Source organism: Polaribacter litorisediminis, from assembly GCF_019968605.1.
GTDB lineage: Bacteria > Bacteroidota > Bacteroidia > Flavobacteriales > Flavobacteriaceae > Polaribacter > Polaribacter litorisediminis.
In genome coordinates this window covers 2,687,770-2,708,841 of the sequence record NZ_CP082966.1, presented here as the reverse complement: position 1 = coordinate 2,708,841, position 21,072 = coordinate 2,687,770, and the positions used below count along the sequence as shown (strand labels likewise).

Genomic DNA, 21,072 nt, shown 5'->3' with positions numbered 1-21,072 from the left:
TTTAAGTAGTTTTGCACCTACAAATTTACGCAAAAATTTATGTTAAACGTACATAACTTAACGGTTTCCTTTATGGGAACGGAGTTGTTTCAGGGAATCACTTTTAAACTCAATAAAGGAGATAGAATTGGCTTGATTGGTAAAAATGGTGCAGGAAAATCTACACTTTTAAAAGTTTTATCAAAAGATATAGATAGCAGCGCTGGTTCCATGGCATTTGACAAAGATGTACAAATTGGTTTTTTACGACAAGATATTGATTTTGTTGCGGGTAGAACTATTTTAGAAGAGGCTTACCAAGCTTTTGAGGAAATTAAAGAAATAGAGTTGCAGTTAGATGAAATTAACGAGCAACTTGCCCAAAGAACAGATTATGAAAGTGATTTTTATAGTCAATTAATCATCGACTTAACAGAAAAAACAGAGCGTTATGAATTGTTAGGAGGTTATAACTATCAAGGAGATACCGAGAAAATATTACAGGGTTTAGGCTTTCAAAGAGAAGATTTTAACAAACTTACAGACACCTTTTCTGGAGGATGGAGAATGCGCATAGAATTGGCAAAATTATTATTACAGAATAACGATATTTTACTGTTAGATGAGCCAACAAACCACTTAGATATTGAATCGATTATTTGGTTAGAAAACTTTTTAAAGGGATATTCTGGCGCTATTGTGTTGGTTTCTCATGATAAGATGTTTTTAGATAATGTAACCAATAGAACTATTGAAATTTCTTTAGGACAAATTTACGATTATAAAAAACCATATTCTCAATTTTTGTTATTAAGAGGAGAAATTAAAGAAAAGCAATTACAAGCTCAGAAAAATCAAGAGAAAGAAATTAAGCAAAAACAGCATTTAATTAACAAATTTAAGGCAAAGGCGAGCAAGGCGTCTATGGCGCAATCGTTAATGAAACAATTAGATAAAGTTGAATTGATAGAGGTAGATCAAGACGATAATGCATCGATGAATGTGCGTTTTGCAATTTCTAAAGAACCTGGTAAAATTATTGTCGAAGCCGAAAATTTAAGTAAAAGTTATGGCGATAAACATGTTTTAGAAGGTGTTGATTTATTAATTGAACGGAATAGTAAAATTGCTTTTGTAGGTCAAAACGGACAAGGTAAATCAACTTTAGCTAAAATGATGGTTGGTGAAATTCCGTTTAAAGGCTTTTTAAAACTCGGTCATAATGTAGAAGTGGGATATTTTGCTCAAAATCAATCTGAATATTTACCACCAGAAAAAACAGTTTTAGAAATTATGGAAGATGCGGCTACAGACTCTAACAGAATGCGGGTTAGAGATATGTTGGGGTCTTTTTTGTTTGGTGGAGATGCCGTAGATAAAAAAGCCAAAGTGCTTTCTGGAGGTGAAAGAAATAGATTGGCTTTGTGTAAATTATTATTACAGCCATTTAATGTCTTAATTATGGATGAGCCAACAAATCATTTAGATATTGCGTCTAAAACTGTTTTAAAAGAAGCTTTAAATCAGTTTACAGGAACGTTAATTGTGGTTTCTCACGATAGAGAGTTTTTACAAGGGTTAACATCTACTGTTTACGGATTTAAAGATAAAGAAATTAAAGAGTATTTAGGAGATATCGATTATTTCTTGGATCAGCATAAAATGGAAAATTTACGGGAAGCGGAAAAAAGAACCATCGTAAAAGAGCAAAAAGATACTTCTAAAAATGAAGCACACCAACTCTCTAGAGAACAAGAAAAAGAGTTGAAGAAATTAAATAATAAATTATCTAGTATAGAAACTGATATTGCTGATTTAGAAAAAGAAATTGAAAGAATAGATTTAGAACTAGCCAAAAATTATGAAGAGGTTTCTGCGAGACCTAATTTTTTTCAAAAATACAAAGCTAAAAAAGCAAAAATAGATGCTTTGATGGAAGATTGGGAAAAAGTTGAAGAGCAGATTTCTAAATTTTCTTAAAAAAGAGCTGTTCGCTTCTATTACGGAAATTAAAATAGCATTTAACTCCCCAATATCTATTATATAGTATGAATTTTAATGAAATTTTAGCAACTCAAAATCAAGAAATATCGCTCCCAGTTTTGGAAGAAAAAAAAGTACAACTATCAATTAAAAGAGAAGATTTAATTCACCCTTTTGTTTCGGGTAATAAATTTAGAAAACTAAAATACAATCTGAAAGAAGCTAAAAAATTAAAAAAGAAGGCGATACTTACTTTTGGTGGTGCATATTCTAATCATGTGGTAGCAACTGCCGTAGCAGGTAAATTAGCCGGATTAAAAACTTTTGGAATCATTAGAGGTGATGAATTAGGTAAAAACCTCACAAAAACCTTAGAGGAGAATGCAACTCTAAGAGAAGCTCATAATAACGGAATGAAGTTACATTTTGTTTCTAGAGAAGAGTATAGGCAAAAAACTTCTTTTGGTTTAATAGAAAAGCTAAAAAATAAATGGGGCGATTTTTATTTAATTCCTGAAGGAGGTACAAATATTTTGGCAGTTAAAGGCTGTGAAGAAATATTAACAGAAGAAGACAAAGAGTTCCATTATATTTGTGCTGCTTTAGGAACAGGTGGCACAATTTCTGGGTTGATAAATTCTATAGGAAAGAAGCAAAAAGTTATCGGATTTCCTGCTCTGAAGGGGAATTTTTTATCCGAAGAAATTAAAAAATATACCATCAATAGAAAAAATTGGAAATTACAAAAAACCTATCATTTTGGAGGATATGCTAAATATAATGAAGAACTAATTCGTTTTATCAATGAGTTTAAAACCGAAACCAATGTTTTGTTAGATCCTATTTATACGGGAAAAATGATTTTCGGAATCATTGATTTAATTAAAAAAGATACATTTCCAGAAGGTACTAAAATTTTGGCAATTCATACGGGAGGAATTCAAGGAATAGATGGTTTTAATAAAAAATTGAAAAGTAAAGAAGAACAAATAATTAATGTACTATGAAATTAAGGGTTTTATTTTTTTTATCGGCGATATTTTTTCTAACGGCTTGTGGTTCTAAAAAAAGAGTGATTCAAAAGAAAAATTCTGAAGTGGTAATTTCAGAGCCAGCACCCATAGAATTACCCTCTGTAAATGAAAAAGAACTTACAAAAGAATTAGCCAAGAAAAACCCGAAACTTGACAAATATAAACTTGCTTATATTAGAAAATATGCTCCAATAGCTGTGCTTGAAATGCATGAATATAAGATTCCGGCTAGCATTACTTTGGCGCAAGGAATTTTAGAATCTGGCACGGGGAGAGGAGAATTGGCATTAAAATCTAACAATCATTTTGGTATAAAATGTCACACACAATGGAAAGGTGAAAGAGTATATCATGATGATGATGAAAAAGGAGAATGTTTTAGAAAATATCAATATCCAGAAACTTCTTACAAGGATCATTCCTTGTTTTTAACCCAAAGAAAACGCTATGCTTTTTTATTTGAATACAATATAAAAGATTACCGAAAATGGGCTTATGGACTGCGAAAAGCTGGGTATGCAACCGATAGAAAGTATCCAGAAAAATTATTGAAAATTATCAATGATTATAAATTATATGAATTTGATATAGTGAAAAATAAAGGTTTTACAGAAGGAATATCAGAGCCTACGAACATAAAATATTATAATGTTCAAAAAGGTGATACTTTATATGCTATTAGTAGAAAATTCGGAATTTCTATAGATCTTTTAAAAAAACGCAACAATTTAAAAGACAATACTATTTCTATCGGACAAAAATTACTTTTAAAATAAGTGTTTTTAACTAGAGCGTCGCAAACGGAGCCTTTGGAAAAGAAAAGAAAAGAAAAGAAAAGAAAAGAAACATTTGACCGAAATTACCCGTAAATTCATTCAATGTAGTTGATGTTTTGAGTTCTAATAAAATAAAATGGTACCTCGAATGGAATATTTTTTAAACCAATTTTATGAAAATGTTTTTATTTAATCTTTACATTTACTGAGTAATAAATTTCACTTAAAAAATTAAAAAAGATGCCAATTATTAAGCAGGTAAACGGAAAACATCCACAAATTCCAGAAGATTGTTTTGTGGCAGAAAACGCAACTATTCTTGGAGAAGTTTCCTTGGGTAAAGAATGCAGTATTTGGTATAATGCGGTCATTAGAGGCGATGTGCATTATATTAAAATTGGCAATAAAGTAAACATTCAAGATGGTGCTGTAATTCACGCAACCTACTTAAAATCGCCCACAACCATTGGTAATAATGTTTCTATTGGGCACAATGCAATTGTACATGGTTGCACAATTCATGACAATGTTTTGGTAGGAATGGGGTCTATCATTATGGATGATTGTATTATTGAATCGAACTCAATTATTGCAGCCGGAGCCGTGGTCACCAAAAATACCAAAGTAGAAAGCGGAAGCATTTATGCAGGAGTTCCTGCTAAAAAAGTTAAAGACATTTCACAAGCATTAATTTCTGGGGAAATAGACAGAATCGCGAATAATTATGTAAAATATTCTAGTTGGTTTAAAGAGTAAAATTTGGGCGTTACACAAGGTCGCGCTTTCACTACTCGCTTTTTTTAAAAAACAAAAAAGAGCTCAAACATGCCGTTCAATCGCTAACGCAAATTCGTCATTTATACAAAAATCCGATATCAATTAAGAAATCGGATTTTTTTAAAAAAATTAATCAACCAAAACAAATGCCTTTTATTTCAAATAACCAAGAGTATAAAAGGTAGTATTTATGTTACCATTTTTTTTCTTCTTTAGCTATTTTTCTTTTCTTTATTTCTCTAATTCCTCTCATCCCTCTCATTTTTCTTGCTTTTTTCATTTTTTGAAACTGCTCAAATTGTTCTTTATTTAAGATATCTTTCATCTTGTTCTTAAAAGCAATTTGATTGTCTAACATTTTGCTTCTCATTTCATAAATTTCGTCAGATGAAGGTTTCGTATTGCTTTCTTGCATCGCTTTCCTTTTAGTCATAGCCTCTTTTTTCGCAGCTACTTGTGCCTGAATTAAAGGCGCTACTTGATCCTGTTGTTTTTCCGATAAATCTAAAGCTAAAGTCATTTGTTTTACAGCCAATTCCGTTTGCTGCTTAACGGATAATTGAGGTCTATTATCTCTTCTTTTTTTCTGTGCTTGAGTGGTTAAAGTACATACGAATATGAATACTAAAATGCTTGCTACTTTTTTCATGATATAAATTATTATTGTTAATTGTTTACGCTTCTTTGACATTTAAAAAAGAAAAAGGTTTAAATTATATGTCTGATTAACGGTTTTTTAACATTTCTTAATTCATAAAATACACCCGAAGTTATCAGGGAATTTTAATTTAAAATAAAAATTAGGTAGCCGATATGAATTATAAATTAAAGTAAAAACTTGGGTGATTTTACTTCAATTTATAATTATTTATTTGCACTAGAAATACTGGATTTCTCAAAAAAATCATTAGATTTAAAGAATCATTCAGATCCTTAAAAATAGATATTTCTGTTCAAAATAGAATAGTAGAATTTAGTAAATACAAGCAAAAAAAAGAACTTATGAAACGCTTCTTAAAATACCTTTCTCAATTTTTTTTATTATTGGCAGTTGCCTTTCTGATTTTCTTTTTTTGGGCTTCCTCATCAACTTTAAAAGAAAATGAATATACCAAACTAACAATTGTTGAAAATGATATACTGCTAGAAAATGATTCGATCTTTAGTATTGTAACGTATAATATTGGTTATTTAAGTGGGATGACAAATAATCTTCCCGTCGCAAAATCAAAAGAATTATTTGATAAAAATCTACAAAAAGTTTTAGAAGAAACGAAAGAAATACATCCAGATATTATTTCTTTTCAAGAAATAGATTATGATGCATCTAGAAGTTATCATATAAATCAAGAAGAAGAAATTGCTAATTTAGGCTATCCTTTTAGAGCAAAAGCCATTAATTGGGATGAGCGTTATTTACCTTTTCCTTATTGGCCTGTAAGTATGCATTTTGGTAAAGTGGTTTCTGGCCAATCTATTATTAGCAAATATCCTTTAAAAGAGCAGCAAAGAATTGTTTTACCAAGAGTTGCAGATGCTCCTTTTTATAGAGATGCTTTTTATTTAGATCGTTTAGCCCAAGTTGTAAAGGTTGTTTTAAATGGTAAAGATGTTGTGTTGATAAATATTCATTTAGAAGCTTTTGAAAAAGAAACAAGAGTGCGGCAATTTCAAGAAGTATTAAAGATTTTTAATCAGTATAAAGACAAGTATCCCACTATTTTATTAGGCGATTTTAATGCAAAAGCTCGGGACGAAAATGCAGTTGTTCAAAAAATATTTGCCATGAAAGATATTGGAAATGCGGCTTTTGATATCCGTAATCTAAGTAATACCTTCGATACAAAAGATCCTTATGAAAGGATAGATTATATTTTTTATACCAAAAATTCTATTGAATATATTTCAGGAAAAGTGTTGAATGATTTTGAGCAAGCTTCAGATCATTTGCCTGTTTTTATGGAGTTTAAATTGAAGTAAATTAACCATTCTTTGCTTCTTTAAAAATCTCTTGAACGGCAATGGCATATACTTTTGCATTTTGTGCTTTTTTTATTTTTTTATAGGTTTTTTGAGGATTTGAAAAGCTTTTAGAAAAGTATTCCCAAAAACCAAGCATTTTCATTTTAATTGGTGTTGGTCCAGAAAGCGCTGCATCGTATTCCGTATAGATTCGTTCATGAAATTCTTGAAAAATATCAAATCTGTTTTGTGGATATTCAGTGGTGTTATTTTTTATCATGCTTGGTAAAAAAGGATCTGCAATTAATCCTCTTCCAATCATCCAATGATCTATCGTAGTAAATTGTTCTTGTAGTTTTTTAAAAGCTGCCACGGAAGTAATATCACCGTTATAATACAGTTTGTGTTTGGTGTTGTCTAAACACTTTTGAAATGCTTCTAAATTTGTACCTCCTTTGTACAATTGTTTTCCTATCCTAGCGTGAATGGCAATATTTTTTAAAGGATAGGTGTCTAAAATGGGTAATACATCCAAAATTTCTTCAGGAGTATCATAACCCATCCTCATTTTCATAGAAACGAGAATATCAGATTCGTTATGAATTTTATGAAGAATACTATTTATTTTTTCGGAATCGCTGATCAATCCAGAACCCATTCCGCGTTTCGTAACCATCGGGTAGGGACAACCTAAATTCCAATTTAATTCTTTGTATCCTAATTCTTGCACATATTTAGAAACAAATAAAAATTCATCCACATCATTGGTGATAATTTGAGGAATCACCTCTAATTCGGTATTGTTTTCTGGAAGAATATCTTTTTGATACGAGTTTTTAATGATTAATTTTCCATTAAGTCGAATATACGGCGAATAAAAAGTGTCGATTCCTCCAAAGAATTGATTAAAAGCATTTCTAAATTTATAATCTGTAAATCCTTGCAGAGGAGAAGATAGGAGTGTTTGGTTCATCAAAAATGGATATGGGTATTGTTTTTTTTTAATTGTAAATTTAGTAATACGAATTAGTTTTTATCAATGGTATTTCGTTTTTATTTAAAAATTAAAATAGTAAGTGTAACTTTTTTTATCTAAGTAACGTTTTTAAGTTTGTATCGTCTTAAAGCAAAGAGTATCGTAATCTGTTTAACAAATATTAAACATTTACTTGTAACATAAACTTTATGTTTGCGTATAAAAAAGGAAACCCAAATTATGAGAAGAAATATTTTTCTATTATTAATTCTAATATCTACATCAATTTTAGCACAAGTAAAAGGGAGAATTACAGATAAAAATGGTGATCCACTTTCGTTTGTGAGTGTTTATTTAGATAAAACGGTTACAGGTACTACGTCTAATGATAATGGTGATTATTTTTTAGAATTGAAAAAAAAAGGTTTACACACCATTGTTTTTCAGTTTTTAGGCTTTAAAACGCTAAAAAAAGAAATAAATATTACTTCTTTTCCTTTTGAGTTAAATGCAGAATTGGAAGAAGAAAATATAAAATTGGATGGGATTTCTATTTCTACAAAAGATAATCCTGCAAATAATATTATTAGAAATGTAATTGCCAACAAAGATAAAAATACAGACAAATTAGCCAATTATACGGCTAAATTTTACTCTAGAGGATTAACAAGAATTAAGGATGCCCCTGAGAGTTTTTTGGGACAAAGTACTGGAGATTTTGGTGGAGGTTTAGATTCTACCAGAACAGGTATTATTTATTTATCGGAAACATTTTCTAATATTTCTTTTCAAAAAAAACCTAAAAAATTCAAAGAAAAAATAGTCGCTTCTAAAGTTTCTGGTGAAGATAATGGTGTCAGTTTTAATAGAGCAGAAGATTCTAATTTAGATTTGTATGAAAATAGTTTGCCTGTTTTTAACGATTTGGTTTCGCCAATTTCTACCAATGCATTTAGTTATTACAAGTATAAATTAGTTGGAACATTTTATGAGAAGAATGGTAAGCTAATTAATAAAATTAAATTAATTCCGAAACGGAAAAATGATAGAGTTTTTGATGGTTTTATTTACATCGTAGAAGATGACTGGGCGTTGTACGGGGCGGATGTTACAACCACGGGTGTTCAGGTAAATATACCTGTTGTAAATTCTTTAAAGTTAAAACAGGGGTATAATTATTCTGAAGAAATAGCAGGTTGGGTTTTAATAAGTCAAACCATAGATTTCGATGTGAAGTTTTTAGGTTTTAAACCCAATGGAAAGTTTTCTTATGTCTATTCAGATTATAATTTTAAACCTAACTTTACAGAGGATACTTTTACCAATGAAGTGCTGTCTTTTGAAAAAAATGCAACAAAAAAAGATTCTGTTTTCTGGAATGAATTAAGGCCCGTGCCACTTACCCAAGAAGAAATTACAGATTATCAAGTAAAAGATAGTATTAAAGTGATTCGGAAATCTAAAAAATATTTAGATTCTGTAGATGCAAAAGGAAATAAATTTAAATGGTTAGATCCTATAAAGGGCTATACTTATAGAAATTCTTATGAAAAAAAATCTTTTTCTTATAATGGTCCTTTGTTAAAAACTGGTTTTAATACGGTTCAAGGAGTAAATACTTCTGCTGGTTTTAGTTATTTTAAACAAATTAATGAAGTAGGTAAATGGTGGAATGCAGGAATTAATGCGAATTATGGGTTTTCTGATAAACGCTTAAGACCTACTTTTTTCTTTTCAAAAAAATGGAATAATTTCTCAAGACCAAGATTATATATTTCAGGAGGAGTGGAAACAACACAATTTAATGAGAGAGAACCGATTTTTAAGTTGAATAATACCATCGCTTCTTTACTTTATAGAAATAATTACATGAAAATTTTTGATAGAACTTTTGCTAAAATTCAGTATTCTGAAGAAATTAGAAATGGTGTATATTTTACAAGTTCTTTAGAATATGCAAAAAGAACACCACTTTTTAATACTACAAACTATGCTTTTATAAAAGAGGGTAGTACGGGTTATTGGTCTAACAATCCTTTAGATCCAGAAAATTTTACAACCAGTGCTTTTACAGAACATTCCATTGCAACTTTAAATATAGGAGCTACTTTTGTGTTTGGTCAAAAATATTTGTCTTATCCCGATAGAAAATCTACTAATGGAAATAATAAATATCCAACAATAAATGTAAATTATAGAAAAAGGTTTGGTGCCGATAGATCAGAATTAAATTCAGATTTGTTCATTGTGAATATTCGACAAAATTTAAAAGCCGGGAATTATGGTGATTTCGCATACCATATTCGTGGAGGTGCTTTTTTAGAAAAGAAAAATATTGCGTTTATGGATAATATTCAACCGAATGGAAATCAGTTATGGTTTCCAATAGATATTGACTTAAATAGCTTTAATTTGTTAGAGTATTATAAATATTATACAAATGATAAATATGCAGAAATGCATGTCGAACATAATTTTAGAGGTGCACTTTTGGGTAAAATTCCGTTCATAAATAAGTTGAATTTTCATTTAGTTGGTGGCGGAAAAGTACTGTTTATGGCAGATAACAAACCCTACACAGAATATTCTATCGGTCTGGCAAACATAGGTTTTGGTAAATATCGATTTTTACGTTTCGAATATGTAAATGCGCATTATGGTGATATAAAAGAAACCGGATTTGTCTTTAGAGCAAGTTTGTTTTAACTATTTTTGAACTATGAAAATAAGCGTTTTGTTTTTCGGAATTACAACAGATTTAGTAGGGGCTTCTCAATTGCAAATGGAAGTTGAGCAAAACTGCTCAATAGCAAGTTTTAAAACCGTTTTAAAAGATAAATTTTCACAATTAGAAAAGATCAACTCCTATGCAATTGCTATAAATGAAGAATATGCAACTGCTGCAAGTATTTTAAAAGAAAGTGATGTAGTGGCTATAATTCCGCCTGTAAGTGGTGGTTAAAAAGTTTACCTTAATCATTTATTTACAAACTATTCTCAAAAAAGCATGTTGAGAAAAAAGCATTAGTGATCTTCTTTTTATGAAAAAATGTATTGAAACTTTTTCTAAGAATGTCGGTTGAATACTATTTTTGGGCTTTGTGTGCGAATCTATTTGATTGGCTTATCAACTAATCTTGTAAATATTTTTTATCAACATAAAAAGTGCCCAAAGGTATAATGGAAGCAAGAAAAACAATTCCTATAGTTTTTAGATTCCATGACATTTGTTTTTGAATAACAATTGCCAAAACAATATAGAGCATAAATAAAATTCCGTGCGGCATCCCTAACATTTTTACATATGAGGCATCTCCTTGAAGGTATTTAATTGGCACTGCAATAAAAAGTAAGAGTAAATAAGAAATTCCTTCTAAAAAGCTAATAATCCTAAAGATATTTTTCATAAAATTGATTTTTGCCTTTGCTAGTTTACCAAACAATCTAATTATAAACAGAGATTATTTCTACTAAAACTCCTTGTAAAGACGTTTTATTTATTTTTGCAAAAATACAAATATGTTTCACTATTTTTGTTGAGTTATGCAAAGAACTTTTATAAAAATTACATCAGAAAAACTCGACTTGCAAGAGTGTTACCATTTTGTAGAAGATGATGCTTGTGGCGGAATTTCTGCCTTTATAGGTACCGTAAGAAACGATACCCAAGGAAAAAAAGTTACGCGGTTAGATTTCTCTACTTACAAACCGATGGCTATGAAAGAAATGGAAAAAATTGCGCACCTAGCTTTAGAACAATTCGATATTAAAAAAATAGCAATTCATCATGCAGAAGGAATGCTGAAAATTGGAGCAATTCCGGTGATTATTACGGCATCTGCAAAACATAGAAAAGCAGCTTTTTTGGCTTGTGAATTCGCAATAGACACTTTAAAGAAAACAGTTCCTATCTGGAAAAAAGAACATTTTTCGGATGGTGAAATTTGGGTAAATGCACATCCGTAGTTTTATTTTTTAACTTCAATTTTTTGTCATTTAGATGAAAAATCAGGAACAAACACCTTTTTATCAAATCACATAAATTATCTTAAAAAGTATCTTTTTCGTTGCTACTTAAAGGTGTGTCTTAATTTTCTCGACTCTTTAATGATTAGAGTACTTTCAAATGATAAATGGTGTACTTATTTGGCAGAACGATTTTGCAACCATAAATAAAATTGTAGGCCGAATAAAAGAGCTCCAGATAATAAATGGATGGCTTGTGTTCCTATCGGAAACTCTGCATAATACATTAAAATTCCAGTAATGGTCTCTAAAAATATCAAGAAAACAATCCAATTTACTAGTTTATAGCCCAAATTCTTAATTTGATTGATGTAAAACAATCCGAAGTTTACCAGCACTATAGCAATGGTAAAAGATCTATGAAAGTAGAATTTAAAACTAGGATTCATCAAGCTATAGTTTTTATTTTCAAAACCAAATTGTTTTACTTGTTCATCTATAAATTGTCTTACCTGAGTTCCCATTGCAATTTGCACTAAAGAAAAGATAACGGAAATAATGAGTAATTTATTAAAAAGTGAATTGTACCTGAATATTTTTTTGTGGTCAGTAACGATAAACTTTAACTTTAATAAAATTCCAATAATAATTAAACCAACCACCATGTGAATGGTAATAATTTCTGGGGTTAAATTGGTGTCAACAACTGTTTTTCCTAACCAAGCTTCAAAAAGCATTAAGAGAAATGCACCAAAAGAGAGCAGTGGAATCGTTTTATTTTCACTCCAAAATTTCGTGGATGCATAGATTAAGAACAAAAATACAAATCCAGCTAGTACAGAAACTAACCGATTGATGTACTCTGTCCAAGTATGGAATTTATTAAATTTGTTATAATCGTGTTTGGTATATTCTTTCCAATTTTTTGCATTAAATTCAATAGAAGTTTTTACATCTTTTTCAGCAACAAATAGCACTTCGTCTTTTATAATGATAAAGCCTTTTTTAAATTCAGTATTCGGTTTCCATGTTATTTGATCTTCGGATGTTGGCGGAATGTAATAGCCGAAACATTTAGGCCAATCGGGACAACCCATTCCAGAACCCGTCATTCTAACAATTGCACCTGCTAAAAAAATTAAATAAAGAGAAATAATTGCATACTGAACAATTTTTGGAAACCTTTTTTTCATCCGAAATAAACTTTTTGCAAAAATACGGCAAAAAAAAGTCGCTTAAAATATTTTAAATGACTTGTTGTTATGTAAAAAAAATCTAAATAGTATTAAAGGATCATAATAATCTCTGCGCTCTAACTTTTTTTCGTCTCTCTAGGAAGGTTAATTATAGTTGATTTGGTTGTGAAATAAAACGTTTTTAAATCCTATTTTGATGTAAAATTGAATTATTTAGACTTGTTGAATAATCTCATCAACTTTTTTATGCTGATATATAATCAAAGTTTACAATTGTATAGAAGGATATAAAAAGTGATTTCTTTTGATAAATTATTTAAAAATTCAGTTTTGTTTAACGCATCGATGATAACTCCTATTATTAAAAGAAGCGATATCAAAAAAAATAAATGGAGGAATAAAAAATGTAAATCCGTGTTTTAGGAATGTCAATGAAAATGGTGGTTGTAGCGTTTTTTTAATTTTAAGTAATTGACAATTAGGTGTTTAAAATTTTTTATTTTCAAGGTAAAATTCGGGTAAATCACCATTTTGTTAAAAACTTCAAGGGTTTTGTGAATAAGTATGGATTGCTTTTTCTAGTAAAAAAACCAATCTTTGTTAACCCCGATTATTAACATTTAAATAACCTTAGACTACTGTGGAAATTACTCAAATCATAAAAAGAGACTCCGAAACGAGCCCTTTCGAATTAGACAAAATTACAAAAGCCATTGAAAAAGCCATGCTTTCTGTAAATAATGGCACAAAGCGAGATGCAATTGCAATTACGAACATTGTGAATGGTACTTTATTAGAAAGGAAATTGAATGAACCTGATTATATTCCCACAGTTGAACAAGTTCAAGATATCGTAGAGTACAAGTTAATGGACAGCCCTTTTCATGATGTGGCGAAAGCTTATATTTTATATAGAAATGAGCAAACAAGAAATAGAAAAAAGAATATTTTTGAAAAAAGAGTAAATTTAAAACCTTATGATTATCCTGCTTTGCATGAATATGTAGATGCAATTAGGCATTCGTATTGGATTCATACAGAATTCAATTATACTAGTGATATTCAAGATTTTAAGGCGCATTTAAGTGATGTAGAAAGAAGTGCTATAAAAAACACCATGTTAGCAATCTCTCAAATAGAGGTAGCTGTAAAGACTTTTTGGGGTGATATTCATAAAAGAATGCCAAAACCAGAAATAGGCGCTGTAGGTGCTACCTTTTCTGAAAGTGAAGTACGCCATCACGATGCATATTCTCATTTGTTAGAAATTTTGGGATTGAATAACGAGTTTAAAAACTTGAAGAAGAATCCAGTTATGATGCGACGTGTTAATTATTTAGAAGGCGCATTAAAAAACGTACGAAGCGAAGAAAATAAAGATTTTTCGGAATCTATTATTCTATTTTCTTTATTTATAGAACATGTTTCTTTGTTTTCTCAGTTCTTAATTATCATGGCCTTTAATAAGCATAAAAATGTATTAAAAGGAATTTCAAATGTTGTGGAAGCAACATCTAAAGAAGAGCAAATTCATGGTGATTTTGGTATTGATGTTATCAAAATTATAAAAGAAGAAAATCCAGATTGGTTTGATGAAGATCATGGTTTAATGATTCAAGAAACCTGTAAAGAAGCTTTTCTCTCTGAAAGTAAAATAATCGACTGGATATTTGAAAAAGGAGAATTAGATTTCTTACCAAAAAACGTCATCAAAGAATTTATAAAAAATAGATTTAATAACTCTTTATCAAGCATCGGTCTTGCAAAAATATTCGAGGTTGATCAAGCCTTATTATCGCAAACAGATTGGTTTGATGATGAAATTATAGGCACCAAACACGGAGATTTCTTTGTAAAAAGATCTATTAATTACAGTAAAAGAACCAAAAGTATAACTAGTGATGACTTATTTTAAATTATGAACCAGAACATTTTAGATACCACAGCGCTTACCGAACACGAAAGATTAATTCAAGCAGCCAATGCAGCCAGGAAAGAAATGCTTGAAAAAAAGAAAGAACCTGAAATGACCTGGCTAACAGAAAATAGTCGCAAATTTTTAGAATCTGGTTATTTAACAGGGAAAACAACTCCAGAAGAAAGAATTCGTGAAATAGCGGATAATGCGGAAGATATTTTAAAAATTAAAGGGTTTTCTGATAAGTTTTATAAATATATGGCCGCGGGTTATTACTCTTTAGCCTCACCAGTATGGTCTAATTTTGGTAAAAAAAGAGGGTTGCCTATTAGTTGTTTTGGTTCACATGTAGCAGATGATATGGGAGATATTTTATTCTCACAATCAGAAGTTGGCATGATGTCTAAACTAGGTGGAGGAACTTCTGGTTATTTTGGTAAATTACGTCAAAGAGGTGCAGATGTTAAAAATAATGGTTCATCATCTGGGTCTGTTCATATTATGCAATTGTTTGAAAAAATGGTGGATGTTGTGAGTCAGGGTTCTGTAAGAAGAGGCCGTTTTTCTCCATATTTGCCAATAGATCACGCAGATATTAAGGAGTTTTTAGAAATAGGAACAGAGGGGAATCCAATTCAAGAATTAACACATGGTGTTACGGTAGGTGACCAGTGGATGCAGGAAATGATTGATGGTGATGTAGAAAAAAGAAGTATTTGGGCAAAAATATTACAACGAAGAGGAGAAATAGGCTATCCGTATATTCTTTTTAGAGACAATGCAAATAACGGAACAGTAGATGTTTACAAAGATAAAAAGCATGAAATTTACGCAAGTAACTTGTGTACTGAAATCATGTTGCCTTCTAATGAAGATTGGTCTTTTGTTTGTTGTTTATCTTCAATTAATTTGATGCATTACGATGCTTGGAAAGATACGGATGCAGTAGAAACCCTTGCTTACTTTTTAGATGCTGTAATGCAGGAATTTATTACAAAATTAGAAGTATTTAAAGAATCACCAGACAGAGACGATCAGTTTACATTTCGTTTTATGGAAAAAGCTTATAATTTTGCAAAAGAGAACAGAGCATTAGGTTTAGGAGCTTTGGGTTGGCACTCATTATTACAGTCTAAAATGCTTGCATTCGATAGCCAAGAGGCATATTCACTAAACACGGAGATTTTTAAGTTGATCAAAGAAAAATCATACAAAGCATCCGAAGAAATGGCGAAAATGTATGGTGAACCAGCCGTATTAAAAGGATACGGAAGACGCAATACAACGCTAAATGCGATAGCTCCAACAACATCTTCAGCATTTATTTTAGGTCAAGTTTCTCAGGGTATTGAGCCAATTTGGTCTAATATTTATGTGAAGGATATTGCAAAGATAAAAACTACGATTAAGAACCCTATATTAGAAAAGTTATTAGAACAAAAAGGATTTAATACAGGGGATGTTTGGAGAAGTATTCGAGATAATGATGGTTCCGTATTGCACTTAGATTGCTTAACAGAAGCAGAAAAAGAGGTGTTTAAAACCTATTCAGAAATAGATCAAAAAGTAATTGTTTATCAAGCAGCAAATAGACAAAATCATATCGATCAAGGACAATCTATCAATATCATGGTGCACCCAGATATGCCAATAAAACAAGTAAATGATGTATACATCACAGCTTGGAAACTAGGAGTAAAATCGATGTATTACCAACATAGTATGAATGCAGCACAAAAATTTAAGCAAAAGAAAGATTGTTTAAATTGTGAAGGATAGAATTTTAAATTAAAAAATTAAGAGAGAGGTAGAAATGCCTCTCTTTAATATAAATGGATTAAAATATTTTATTTGAGATAAAACTAATACGCATAAAAAAAAGCGATACTGGACATATCGCTTCTTGGTAATTTTTTTAATTTTTTCCTGACCGGGCTAAAATTAAAGTTTGTTAAAAGAATTTTGAGATTACTCACTCTCCCTTTTGTGCTTCAAAACTACAAAATAGGATTCTCTTCGCCAAGTTATTTTTCTAAATTTTATCACAAGTCAGAATTGGGCTTATTGCCTAATTTCAGACTTGCTAACGGAGTTGTTAACAATAAAAACTGAAAGTTAATAATTCAAAAAACAAAGAAGATAATGAAATATAAAATTTCAATTAATCCTTTAGTAGATTTTTCTAAGGGAACAGATGCGAAAAAAAGAAGAATAGTTAAGGACTCGAAAAATCCACCTGTTTTAAGAGTAGGCTGGTATCAGACACCAAGGGCATGTATTAAAAAATCCTTGTCAGAGAATGGAAATAACCAGCCAATAATTCAAGGACTTGAAAAACTTAAAAATAGAATTGTTAGTAAGCCACAACAAATAAATAACAAACTGTCTTCTTTGGAAGCAATGAGGAAATTTTTGAATGTGGAAATCCCTGAAATTCTCAAGAATCACGATTTAACCTTAATTAAAAAGAGAACTATAAAATCTACATTTATAAATGGTGTTGAGGTTTTAGTTTCTCCAGATATTGTTTTTACAATTGACTACAAGGGAGAAAAATATATTGGAGGTGTTAAAATTCATTTGTCTAAAGGAAGTATTTTTGATCTAAATGAGTCAAAAATGGTAGCAACAATTTTGCATAAGCATATCACTGAAATAGCTTCAAAGTATAATGCAAAGCCATTGACAGATATTTGTTTTTCAATTGATGTTTTTGGTGAAACAATTGTATCAGCATCAAAAAAACCAGAAAAGATTCTTTCAAAAATGTATAAGATTTGTGATGAAGTGAAACATTTTTGGAATGTTGCCTAACTAAATTAAAAGTTGAATAAAAAGAGAAGTCGAAAGATTTCTCTTTTGTTTGATTTTAAATTAATATATTGACCTGTTGTTAAAATTCTAGCACAAAACAGATGTTTAAAAAAGCCGCATTCATATTGTTTTTAATCGTTTTAGGAATAGTTCTATTCATAAATCCGAATATGAAAACAGTAATTGCTGGGATTGCTATTTTGCTTTTTGGTATGATTATGTTAGAGGATGGCTTTAGAGTTTTTACGAAAGGGCCGCTGCAAAAAATTTTAAAAAAAGCAACAAACAAACTATACAAAAGTATTGCTGCAGGTGCTTTTGTGACAGCATTTATACAATCTAGCTCTTTAGTAACGGTTATAACGATTTCTTTTATAAGTGCGGGTTTAATTTCTTTATCAGGGGGAATTGGGCTAGTTTTTGGTGCTAATTTAGGAACCACCGCCACGGCTTGGTTAATTGCTGCATTCGGACTTAAAATAAAGATTTCTGCTTTGGCAATGCCAATGATTATATTTGGTTTTGTTTTTTCCTTTAAAAAGAATGATCAATTAAAAGGAATCGGAAATGTGCTGGCAGGTCTTGGGTTCTTCTTTCTTGGGATTTATTATATGAAAGAAGGTTTTGATGTGTTTAAAGACCATATAGATTTAACTCAGTTTGCAGTTACGGGTTTTTTAGGGGCTATCATTTTTACCTTTTTAGGAATTGTTATCACGACCATCTTACAATCTAGTAGTGCAACTTTGGCTTTAATTCTAACAGCTTTAGCAGCGGGTCAAATTGAATATGAAAATGCACTAGCTATTGCGATTGGCGCAAATATAGGGACAACCATTACCGCAATATTAGGCTCTATAAACTCAAATGCCTCTGGCAAACGACTGTCTATTGCCCATTTAATTTTTAACTTTTCAACAGGAATCATTGCCTTACTTCTTATTGTGCCATTAGGAAATTTTGTGGATATTTTATCTGATTTAATGGGGATTTTATCAAATAATTATACTTTAAAATTAGCCATATTTCACACTATTTTTAATTTTATGGGTGTGCTCTTGATGATTCCTTTTATAAAAAAACTAGAAGCTTTTTTATTGACTTTGTTCAAAGAAAAACAAATAAAAGATATTCATGAAGCAAAGTATTTAAATGAAGCTGTTTTAAAATTTCCTGATACGTTAATAGAATCATTAACAGAAGAAACAAAATACCTGTATAAAAATTCAATTTTTGAAATTGTAGCCCATGGTATGAGTATTCATCGGACAGATATTAAGTCAAATATAAAAATTAGTAAAGTAGTTAAATTGTCAAATACTGCAATAGTAACAGATATTAACGAATTATATTATAGCAAAGTAAAACATATTTACGGAGACATAATAAATTATATTGTTTTGGGGCAGAGTACTTTAAAATTGACACAAGCCCAAGAGATTCGTTTAACAGAATTAAAATTGGCAAATAGAAGAATGGTAGAGATTATTAGAGACACAAGAGATTTGTCGAAAAACATTACTGCTTTTTTAGATTCTGAAAATAAAGAGGTTAAAAAGGAATACAATAAATTTAGAAAAAAAGTGGCGACAGTTTTAAGAGTTATTTACTTGTTTAGAAAACACGATCAAAAAGAAGTGTATTTCAATGAGCTAAAAACACTAAAACACCAAGCAAAATTATCAAAAAATAGAAATAATAAAACAATAGACAATTTAATTCGTAAAAATTTAATTTCTCCGGCCGTGGCATCTTCTTTGGTAAACGATAATTATAATGTGAGTGATTTAATTAAAAAATTAATTCAGGTCGCAGAATTGTTATATTCAGAAAAAGATGTAATCTTTGAAAACGAAATTAAAAATAACGATTCATAATGAACTGGGAACAACTGCTCTCTTTAAAACGTTTTGGCGATACCGAAAAACGACCAAGAATAGCACAAGATGAAACACGTTTGGGCTTTGACGTAGATTTTGATCGGATTATATTTTCAACAGCCTTTAGAAGTTTGCAAGATAAAACACAAGTAATTCCGCTTTCAGAAACTGATTTTGTTCATACACGTTTAACACACAGTTTAGAAGTCTCTGTGGTCGGTAGAACTTTGGGTAGAAGAGTTGGTAAAGTATTGTTAGAACGTCATCCTGATTTAGTAGCATTGGGATATACTTTTAACGATTTTGGAGCCATTGTTGCAACCGCATCGGTAGCACATGACATTGGAAACCCGCCTTTTGGGCATTCTGGAGAAAAGGCTATTGGCGAGTATTTTAAATCTGGAAATGGAGCAAAATACAAAGACCAATTATCAGATAAAGAATATCAAGATTTAATTGAATTTGAAGGAAATGCAAACGGATTCAAAATTTTAACAGAAAATAGAGAAGGTATTTTTGGCGGTTTGCGCTTAAGTTATGCCACGCTGGGGGCGTTTTTAAAGTATCCGAAAGAAAGCTTACCCCAAAAACCCACCAACCATGTTGCAGATAAAAAATATGGATTTTTTCAATCAGAAAAAGAAGCCTTTTTAGATGTTGTTCAAGAATTAGGAATGAAACCTAAATCTATAGAAAACAATTCTTTTTACAGGCATCCATTGGCTTATTTGGTAGAAGCTGCGGATGATATTTGCTACACGATCATCGATTTTGAAGATGGCATTAATCTAGGTTTAATTGATGAGGATTATGCTTTGGAGTATATGTCTAAATTAATTTATCGTATCAACAGAGAGAAATATTACGCCTTAAAACATACCAAAGACAGAACTGCCTATTTGAGGGCAATTGCAATCAACTCGTTAATTGACGAAGCCGTTAAAATTTTTCTTGCGAATGAAAAATCAATTTTAGAAGGTGCTTTTGATAGATCTTTGTTAGAGAAATGTGCCTATGAAGCACAAATAAACGACATTATCAAAATAAGTATTGATAAAATTTATAAAAGTAAGGAGGTTATAGAAAAAGAAGTAGCGGGTTATAAAATAATAGCAGATTTATTAGATGTTTTTATAAAAGCAATCAATCATAAATTTGAAGGTATTGAATCTAATTTTGATACGCTAATCCTTAATTTACTACCTCAAGAATATCAGGTAGAAACCAATAGTTTGTATAATCGCGTCATGCAAGTTTCTACGTATGTGGCAAGAATGTCTGATAGTTACGCGATAAGAATGCACAAAAAATTAACAGGAAATTTAGTCTAAACAAGTTGTAATTTAGTTATTTTTGTTTGAAATAGTTGTAATTACGCTAAACATTATTAAAATTATATAGCTATCGTTGCATACAAGAATGTAGCAATAAAACATAAAAGGCATCGTGAAAACGATTAGACATAATGTCAAATCTTTAAAAGTGATTGCTATTGTATTCTTTTTAAAAAAATTAATTCGAAACATAGCTTAAAAATCACAATGATATTTTTATTTTACGAATAACAAAACAGAATAAGCAAAATATGAATTAAAAAGGGCGATAGCTTTATGCTCACTTTCTTTTTTAATACTGACTTTTTTTTGCAAATCGAATAGAGGTTCAAGAATGAAAATAATACTGTTTTTAAGAACTTAAAAATAGTCTCGTTTTAAAATATTAAAACTAGGAAGTTTTATTGGTATGAACTTTGAAAGGTTTTATTTTAAAAAAAGCAAAAAGAATCTTTAGATATAATTGAACGACAAAAA

The 21,072-nt window shown here is 30.2% G+C and carries 17 protein-coding genes; 13 read left to right on the top strand and 4 right to left on the bottom strand.

What is annotated here, in order from left to right:
• Nucleotides 1-39 precede the first annotated feature (39 nt).
• The 4 genes from K8354_RS11555 (at nucleotide 40) to K8354_RS11540 (ending at nucleotide 4,528) form a co-directional block, all read left to right on the top strand.
• Complete coding sequence (locus K8354_RS11555) at nucleotides 40-1,959, top strand: ABC-F family ATP-binding cassette domain-containing protein (protein ID WP_223439788.1); 1,920 nt, start codon at nucleotides 40-42, stop codon at nucleotides 1,957-1,959.
• A 68-nt stretch (nucleotides 1,960-2,027) separates the two neighbouring features.
• Nucleotides 2,028-2,969 (top strand): 1-aminocyclopropane-1-carboxylate deaminase/D-cysteine desulfhydrase, encoded by a 942-nt coding sequence (locus tag K8354_RS11550; RefSeq protein ID WP_223439786.1) that lies wholly within the window; start codon nucleotides 2,028-2,030, stop codon nucleotides 2,967-2,969.
• Nucleotides 2,966-3,772: a glucosaminidase domain-containing protein gene (locus tag K8354_RS11545; RefSeq protein WP_223439784.1), complete on the top strand. Its 807-nt coding sequence runs from the start codon at nucleotides 2,966-2,968 to the stop codon at nucleotides 3,770-3,772. The genes K8354_RS11550 and K8354_RS11545 overlap by 4 nt, the downstream gene beginning before the upstream one ends.
• Nucleotides 3,773-4,012: 240 nt before the next feature.
• Nucleotides 4,013-4,528, top strand: a complete 516-nt coding sequence (locus K8354_RS11540) for a gamma carbonic anhydrase family protein (protein WP_223439782.1) — start codon at nucleotides 4,013-4,015, stop codon at nucleotides 4,526-4,528.
• A 214-nt stretch (nucleotides 4,529-4,742) separates the two neighbouring features.
• On the opposite strand, the gene K8354_RS11535 is transcribed toward K8354_RS11540, so the two are convergent.
• Nucleotides 4,743-5,198, bottom strand: a complete 456-nt coding sequence (locus tag K8354_RS11535) for a DUF4890 domain-containing protein (RefSeq protein ID WP_223439780.1) — start codon at nucleotides 5,196-5,198, stop codon at nucleotides 4,743-4,745.
• Between the two features lie 353 nt (nucleotides 5,199-5,551).
• On the opposite strand from K8354_RS11535, the gene K8354_RS11530 reads away from it, so the two are divergent.
• Nucleotides 5,552-6,529: an endonuclease/exonuclease/phosphatase family protein gene (locus K8354_RS11530; protein WP_223439778.1), complete on the top strand. Its 978-nt coding sequence runs from the start codon at nucleotides 5,552-5,554 to the stop codon at nucleotides 6,527-6,529.
• 1 nt (nucleotide 6,530) lies between these two features.
• Here the strand turns inward: K8354_RS11530 and K8354_RS11525 are convergent, their stop codons facing one another.
• Entirely contained in the window at nucleotides 6,531-7,484 is a 954-nt protein-coding gene (locus tag K8354_RS11525) for a tRNA dihydrouridine synthase (RefSeq protein WP_223439776.1), read from the bottom strand.
• Between the two features lie 243 nt (nucleotides 7,485-7,727).
• Here K8354_RS11525 and K8354_RS11520 point away from each other — a divergent pair, with 243 nt between their 5' ends.
• Together K8354_RS11520 and K8354_RS11515 are read left to right on the top strand one after the other, a co-directional pair.
• Nucleotides 7,728-10,193, top strand: coding sequence for a DUF5686 and carboxypeptidase regulatory-like domain-containing protein (locus tag K8354_RS11520; RefSeq protein WP_223439774.1), 2,466 nt, complete (start codon nucleotides 7,728-7,730; stop codon nucleotides 10,191-10,193).
• Nucleotides 10,194-10,206: 13 nt separating this feature from the next.
• On the top strand, nucleotides 10,207-10,449 hold the full coding sequence (locus K8354_RS11515) for a MoaD/ThiS family protein (protein ID WP_223439772.1): 243 nt from the start codon (nucleotides 10,207-10,209) through the stop codon (nucleotides 10,447-10,449).
• A gap of 169 nt (nucleotides 10,450-10,618) precedes the next feature.
• On the opposite strand, the gene K8354_RS11510 is transcribed toward K8354_RS11515, so the two are convergent.
• Nucleotides 10,619-10,894, bottom strand: coding sequence for a DUF3817 domain-containing protein (locus tag K8354_RS11510; RefSeq protein WP_223439770.1), 276 nt, complete (start codon nucleotides 10,892-10,894; stop codon nucleotides 10,619-10,621).
• A 136-nt stretch (nucleotides 10,895-11,030) separates the two neighbouring features.
• On the opposite strand from K8354_RS11510, the gene K8354_RS11505 reads away from it, so the two are divergent.
• The gene (locus K8354_RS11505; RefSeq protein WP_223439768.1) at nucleotides 11,031-11,453 is read left to right on the top strand and encodes a molybdenum cofactor biosynthesis protein MoaE; all 423 of its coding nucleotides are present in this window, start codon (nucleotides 11,031-11,033) and stop codon (nucleotides 11,451-11,453) included.
• 176 nt (nucleotides 11,454-11,629) lie between these two features.
• Here K8354_RS11505 and K8354_RS11500 read toward each other — a convergent pair whose 3' ends face one another.
• Nucleotides 11,630-12,646, bottom strand: a complete 1,017-nt coding sequence (locus K8354_RS11500) for a COX15/CtaA family protein (protein ID WP_223439766.1) — start codon at nucleotides 12,644-12,646, stop codon at nucleotides 11,630-11,632.
• A 643-nt stretch (nucleotides 12,647-13,289) separates the two neighbouring features.
• Here K8354_RS11500 and K8354_RS11495 point away from each other — a divergent pair.
• The 5 genes from K8354_RS11495 to K8354_RS11475 all read left to right on the top strand — a co-directional run bounded on the left by K8354_RS11495 (nucleotide 13,290) and on the right by K8354_RS11475 (nucleotide 20,592).
• Complete coding sequence (locus tag K8354_RS11495; protein WP_223439764.1) at nucleotides 13,290-14,564, top strand: ribonucleotide-diphosphate reductase subunit beta; 1,275 nt, start codon at nucleotides 13,290-13,292, stop codon at nucleotides 14,562-14,564.
• 3 nt (nucleotides 14,565-14,567) lie between these two features.
• Nucleotides 14,568-16,346: a ribonucleoside-diphosphate reductase subunit alpha gene (locus K8354_RS11490; protein WP_223439762.1), complete on the top strand. Its 1,779-nt coding sequence runs from the start codon at nucleotides 14,568-14,570 to the stop codon at nucleotides 16,344-16,346.
• Nucleotides 16,347-16,709: 363 nt separating this feature from the next.
• Nucleotides 16,710-17,381 (top strand): hypothetical protein, encoded by a 672-nt coding sequence (locus K8354_RS11485; protein WP_223439760.1) that lies wholly within the window; start codon nucleotides 16,710-16,712, stop codon nucleotides 17,379-17,381.
• A 170-nt stretch (nucleotides 17,382-17,551) separates the two neighbouring features.
• A complete protein-coding gene (locus K8354_RS11480; protein WP_223439758.1) occupies nucleotides 17,552-19,258 on the top strand; it encodes a Na/Pi cotransporter family protein in 1,707 nt (568 codons plus the stop codon).
• Entirely contained in the window at nucleotides 19,258-20,592 is a 1,335-nt protein-coding gene (locus K8354_RS11475) for a deoxyguanosinetriphosphate triphosphohydrolase (RefSeq protein ID WP_223439756.1), read from the top strand. Before K8354_RS11480 ends, K8354_RS11475 begins: the two co-directional genes overlap by 1 nt.
• The last annotated feature ends 480 nt before the right edge of the window (nucleotides 20,593-21,072 follow it).

What these genes read in the sequence shown, in the direction of transcription:
- K8354_RS11555 (WP_223439788.1), top strand. Translation starts at nt 40, where the DNA reads ATGTTAAACGTACATAACTTAACGGTTTCCTTTATGGGAACGGAGTTG.
- K8354_RS11550 (WP_223439786.1), top strand. Translation starts at nt 2,028, where the DNA reads ATGAATTTTAATGAAATTTTAGCAACTCAAAATCAAGAAATATCGCTC.
- K8354_RS11545 (WP_223439784.1), top strand. Translation starts at nt 2,966, where the DNA reads ATGAAATTAAGGGTTTTATTTTTTTTATCGGCGATATTTTTTCTAACG.
- K8354_RS11540 (WP_223439782.1), top strand. Translation starts at nt 4,013, where the DNA reads ATGCCAATTATTAAGCAGGTAAACGGAAAACATCCACAAATTCCAGAA.
- K8354_RS11535 (WP_223439780.1), bottom strand. Translation starts at nt 5,198, where the DNA reads ATGAAAAAAGTAGCAAGCATTTTAGTATTCATATTCGTATGTACTTTA.
- K8354_RS11530 (WP_223439778.1), top strand. Translation starts at nt 5,552, where the DNA reads ATGAAACGCTTCTTAAAATACCTTTCTCAATTTTTTTTATTATTGGCA.
- K8354_RS11525 (WP_223439776.1), bottom strand. Translation starts at nt 7,484, where the DNA reads ATGAACCAAACACTCCTATCTTCTCCTCTGCAAGGATTTACAGATTAT.
- K8354_RS11520 (WP_223439774.1), top strand. Translation starts at nt 7,728, where the DNA reads ATGAGAAGAAATATTTTTCTATTATTAATTCTAATATCTACATCAATT.
- K8354_RS11515 (WP_223439772.1), top strand. Translation starts at nt 10,207, where the DNA reads ATGAAAATAAGCGTTTTGTTTTTCGGAATTACAACAGATTTAGTAGGG.
- K8354_RS11510 (WP_223439770.1), bottom strand. Translation starts at nt 10,894, where the DNA reads ATGAAAAATATCTTTAGGATTATTAGCTTTTTAGAAGGAATTTCTTAT.
- K8354_RS11505 (WP_223439768.1), top strand. Translation starts at nt 11,031, where the DNA reads ATGCAAAGAACTTTTATAAAAATTACATCAGAAAAACTCGACTTGCAA.
- K8354_RS11500 (WP_223439766.1), bottom strand. Translation starts at nt 12,646, where the DNA reads ATGAAAAAAAGGTTTCCAAAAATTGTTCAGTATGCAATTATTTCTCTT.
- K8354_RS11490 (WP_223439762.1), top strand. Translation starts at nt 14,568, where the DNA reads ATGAACCAGAACATTTTAGATACCACAGCGCTTACCGAACACGAAAGA.
- K8354_RS11485 (WP_223439760.1), top strand. Translation starts at nt 16,710, where the DNA reads ATGAAATATAAAATTTCAATTAATCCTTTAGTAGATTTTTCTAAGGGA.
- K8354_RS11480 (WP_223439758.1), top strand. Translation starts at nt 17,552, where the DNA reads ATGAAAACAGTAATTGCTGGGATTGCTATTTTGCTTTTTGGTATGATT.
- K8354_RS11475 (WP_223439756.1), top strand. Translation starts at nt 19,258, where the DNA reads ATGAACTGGGAACAACTGCTCTCTTTAAAACGTTTTGGCGATACCGAA.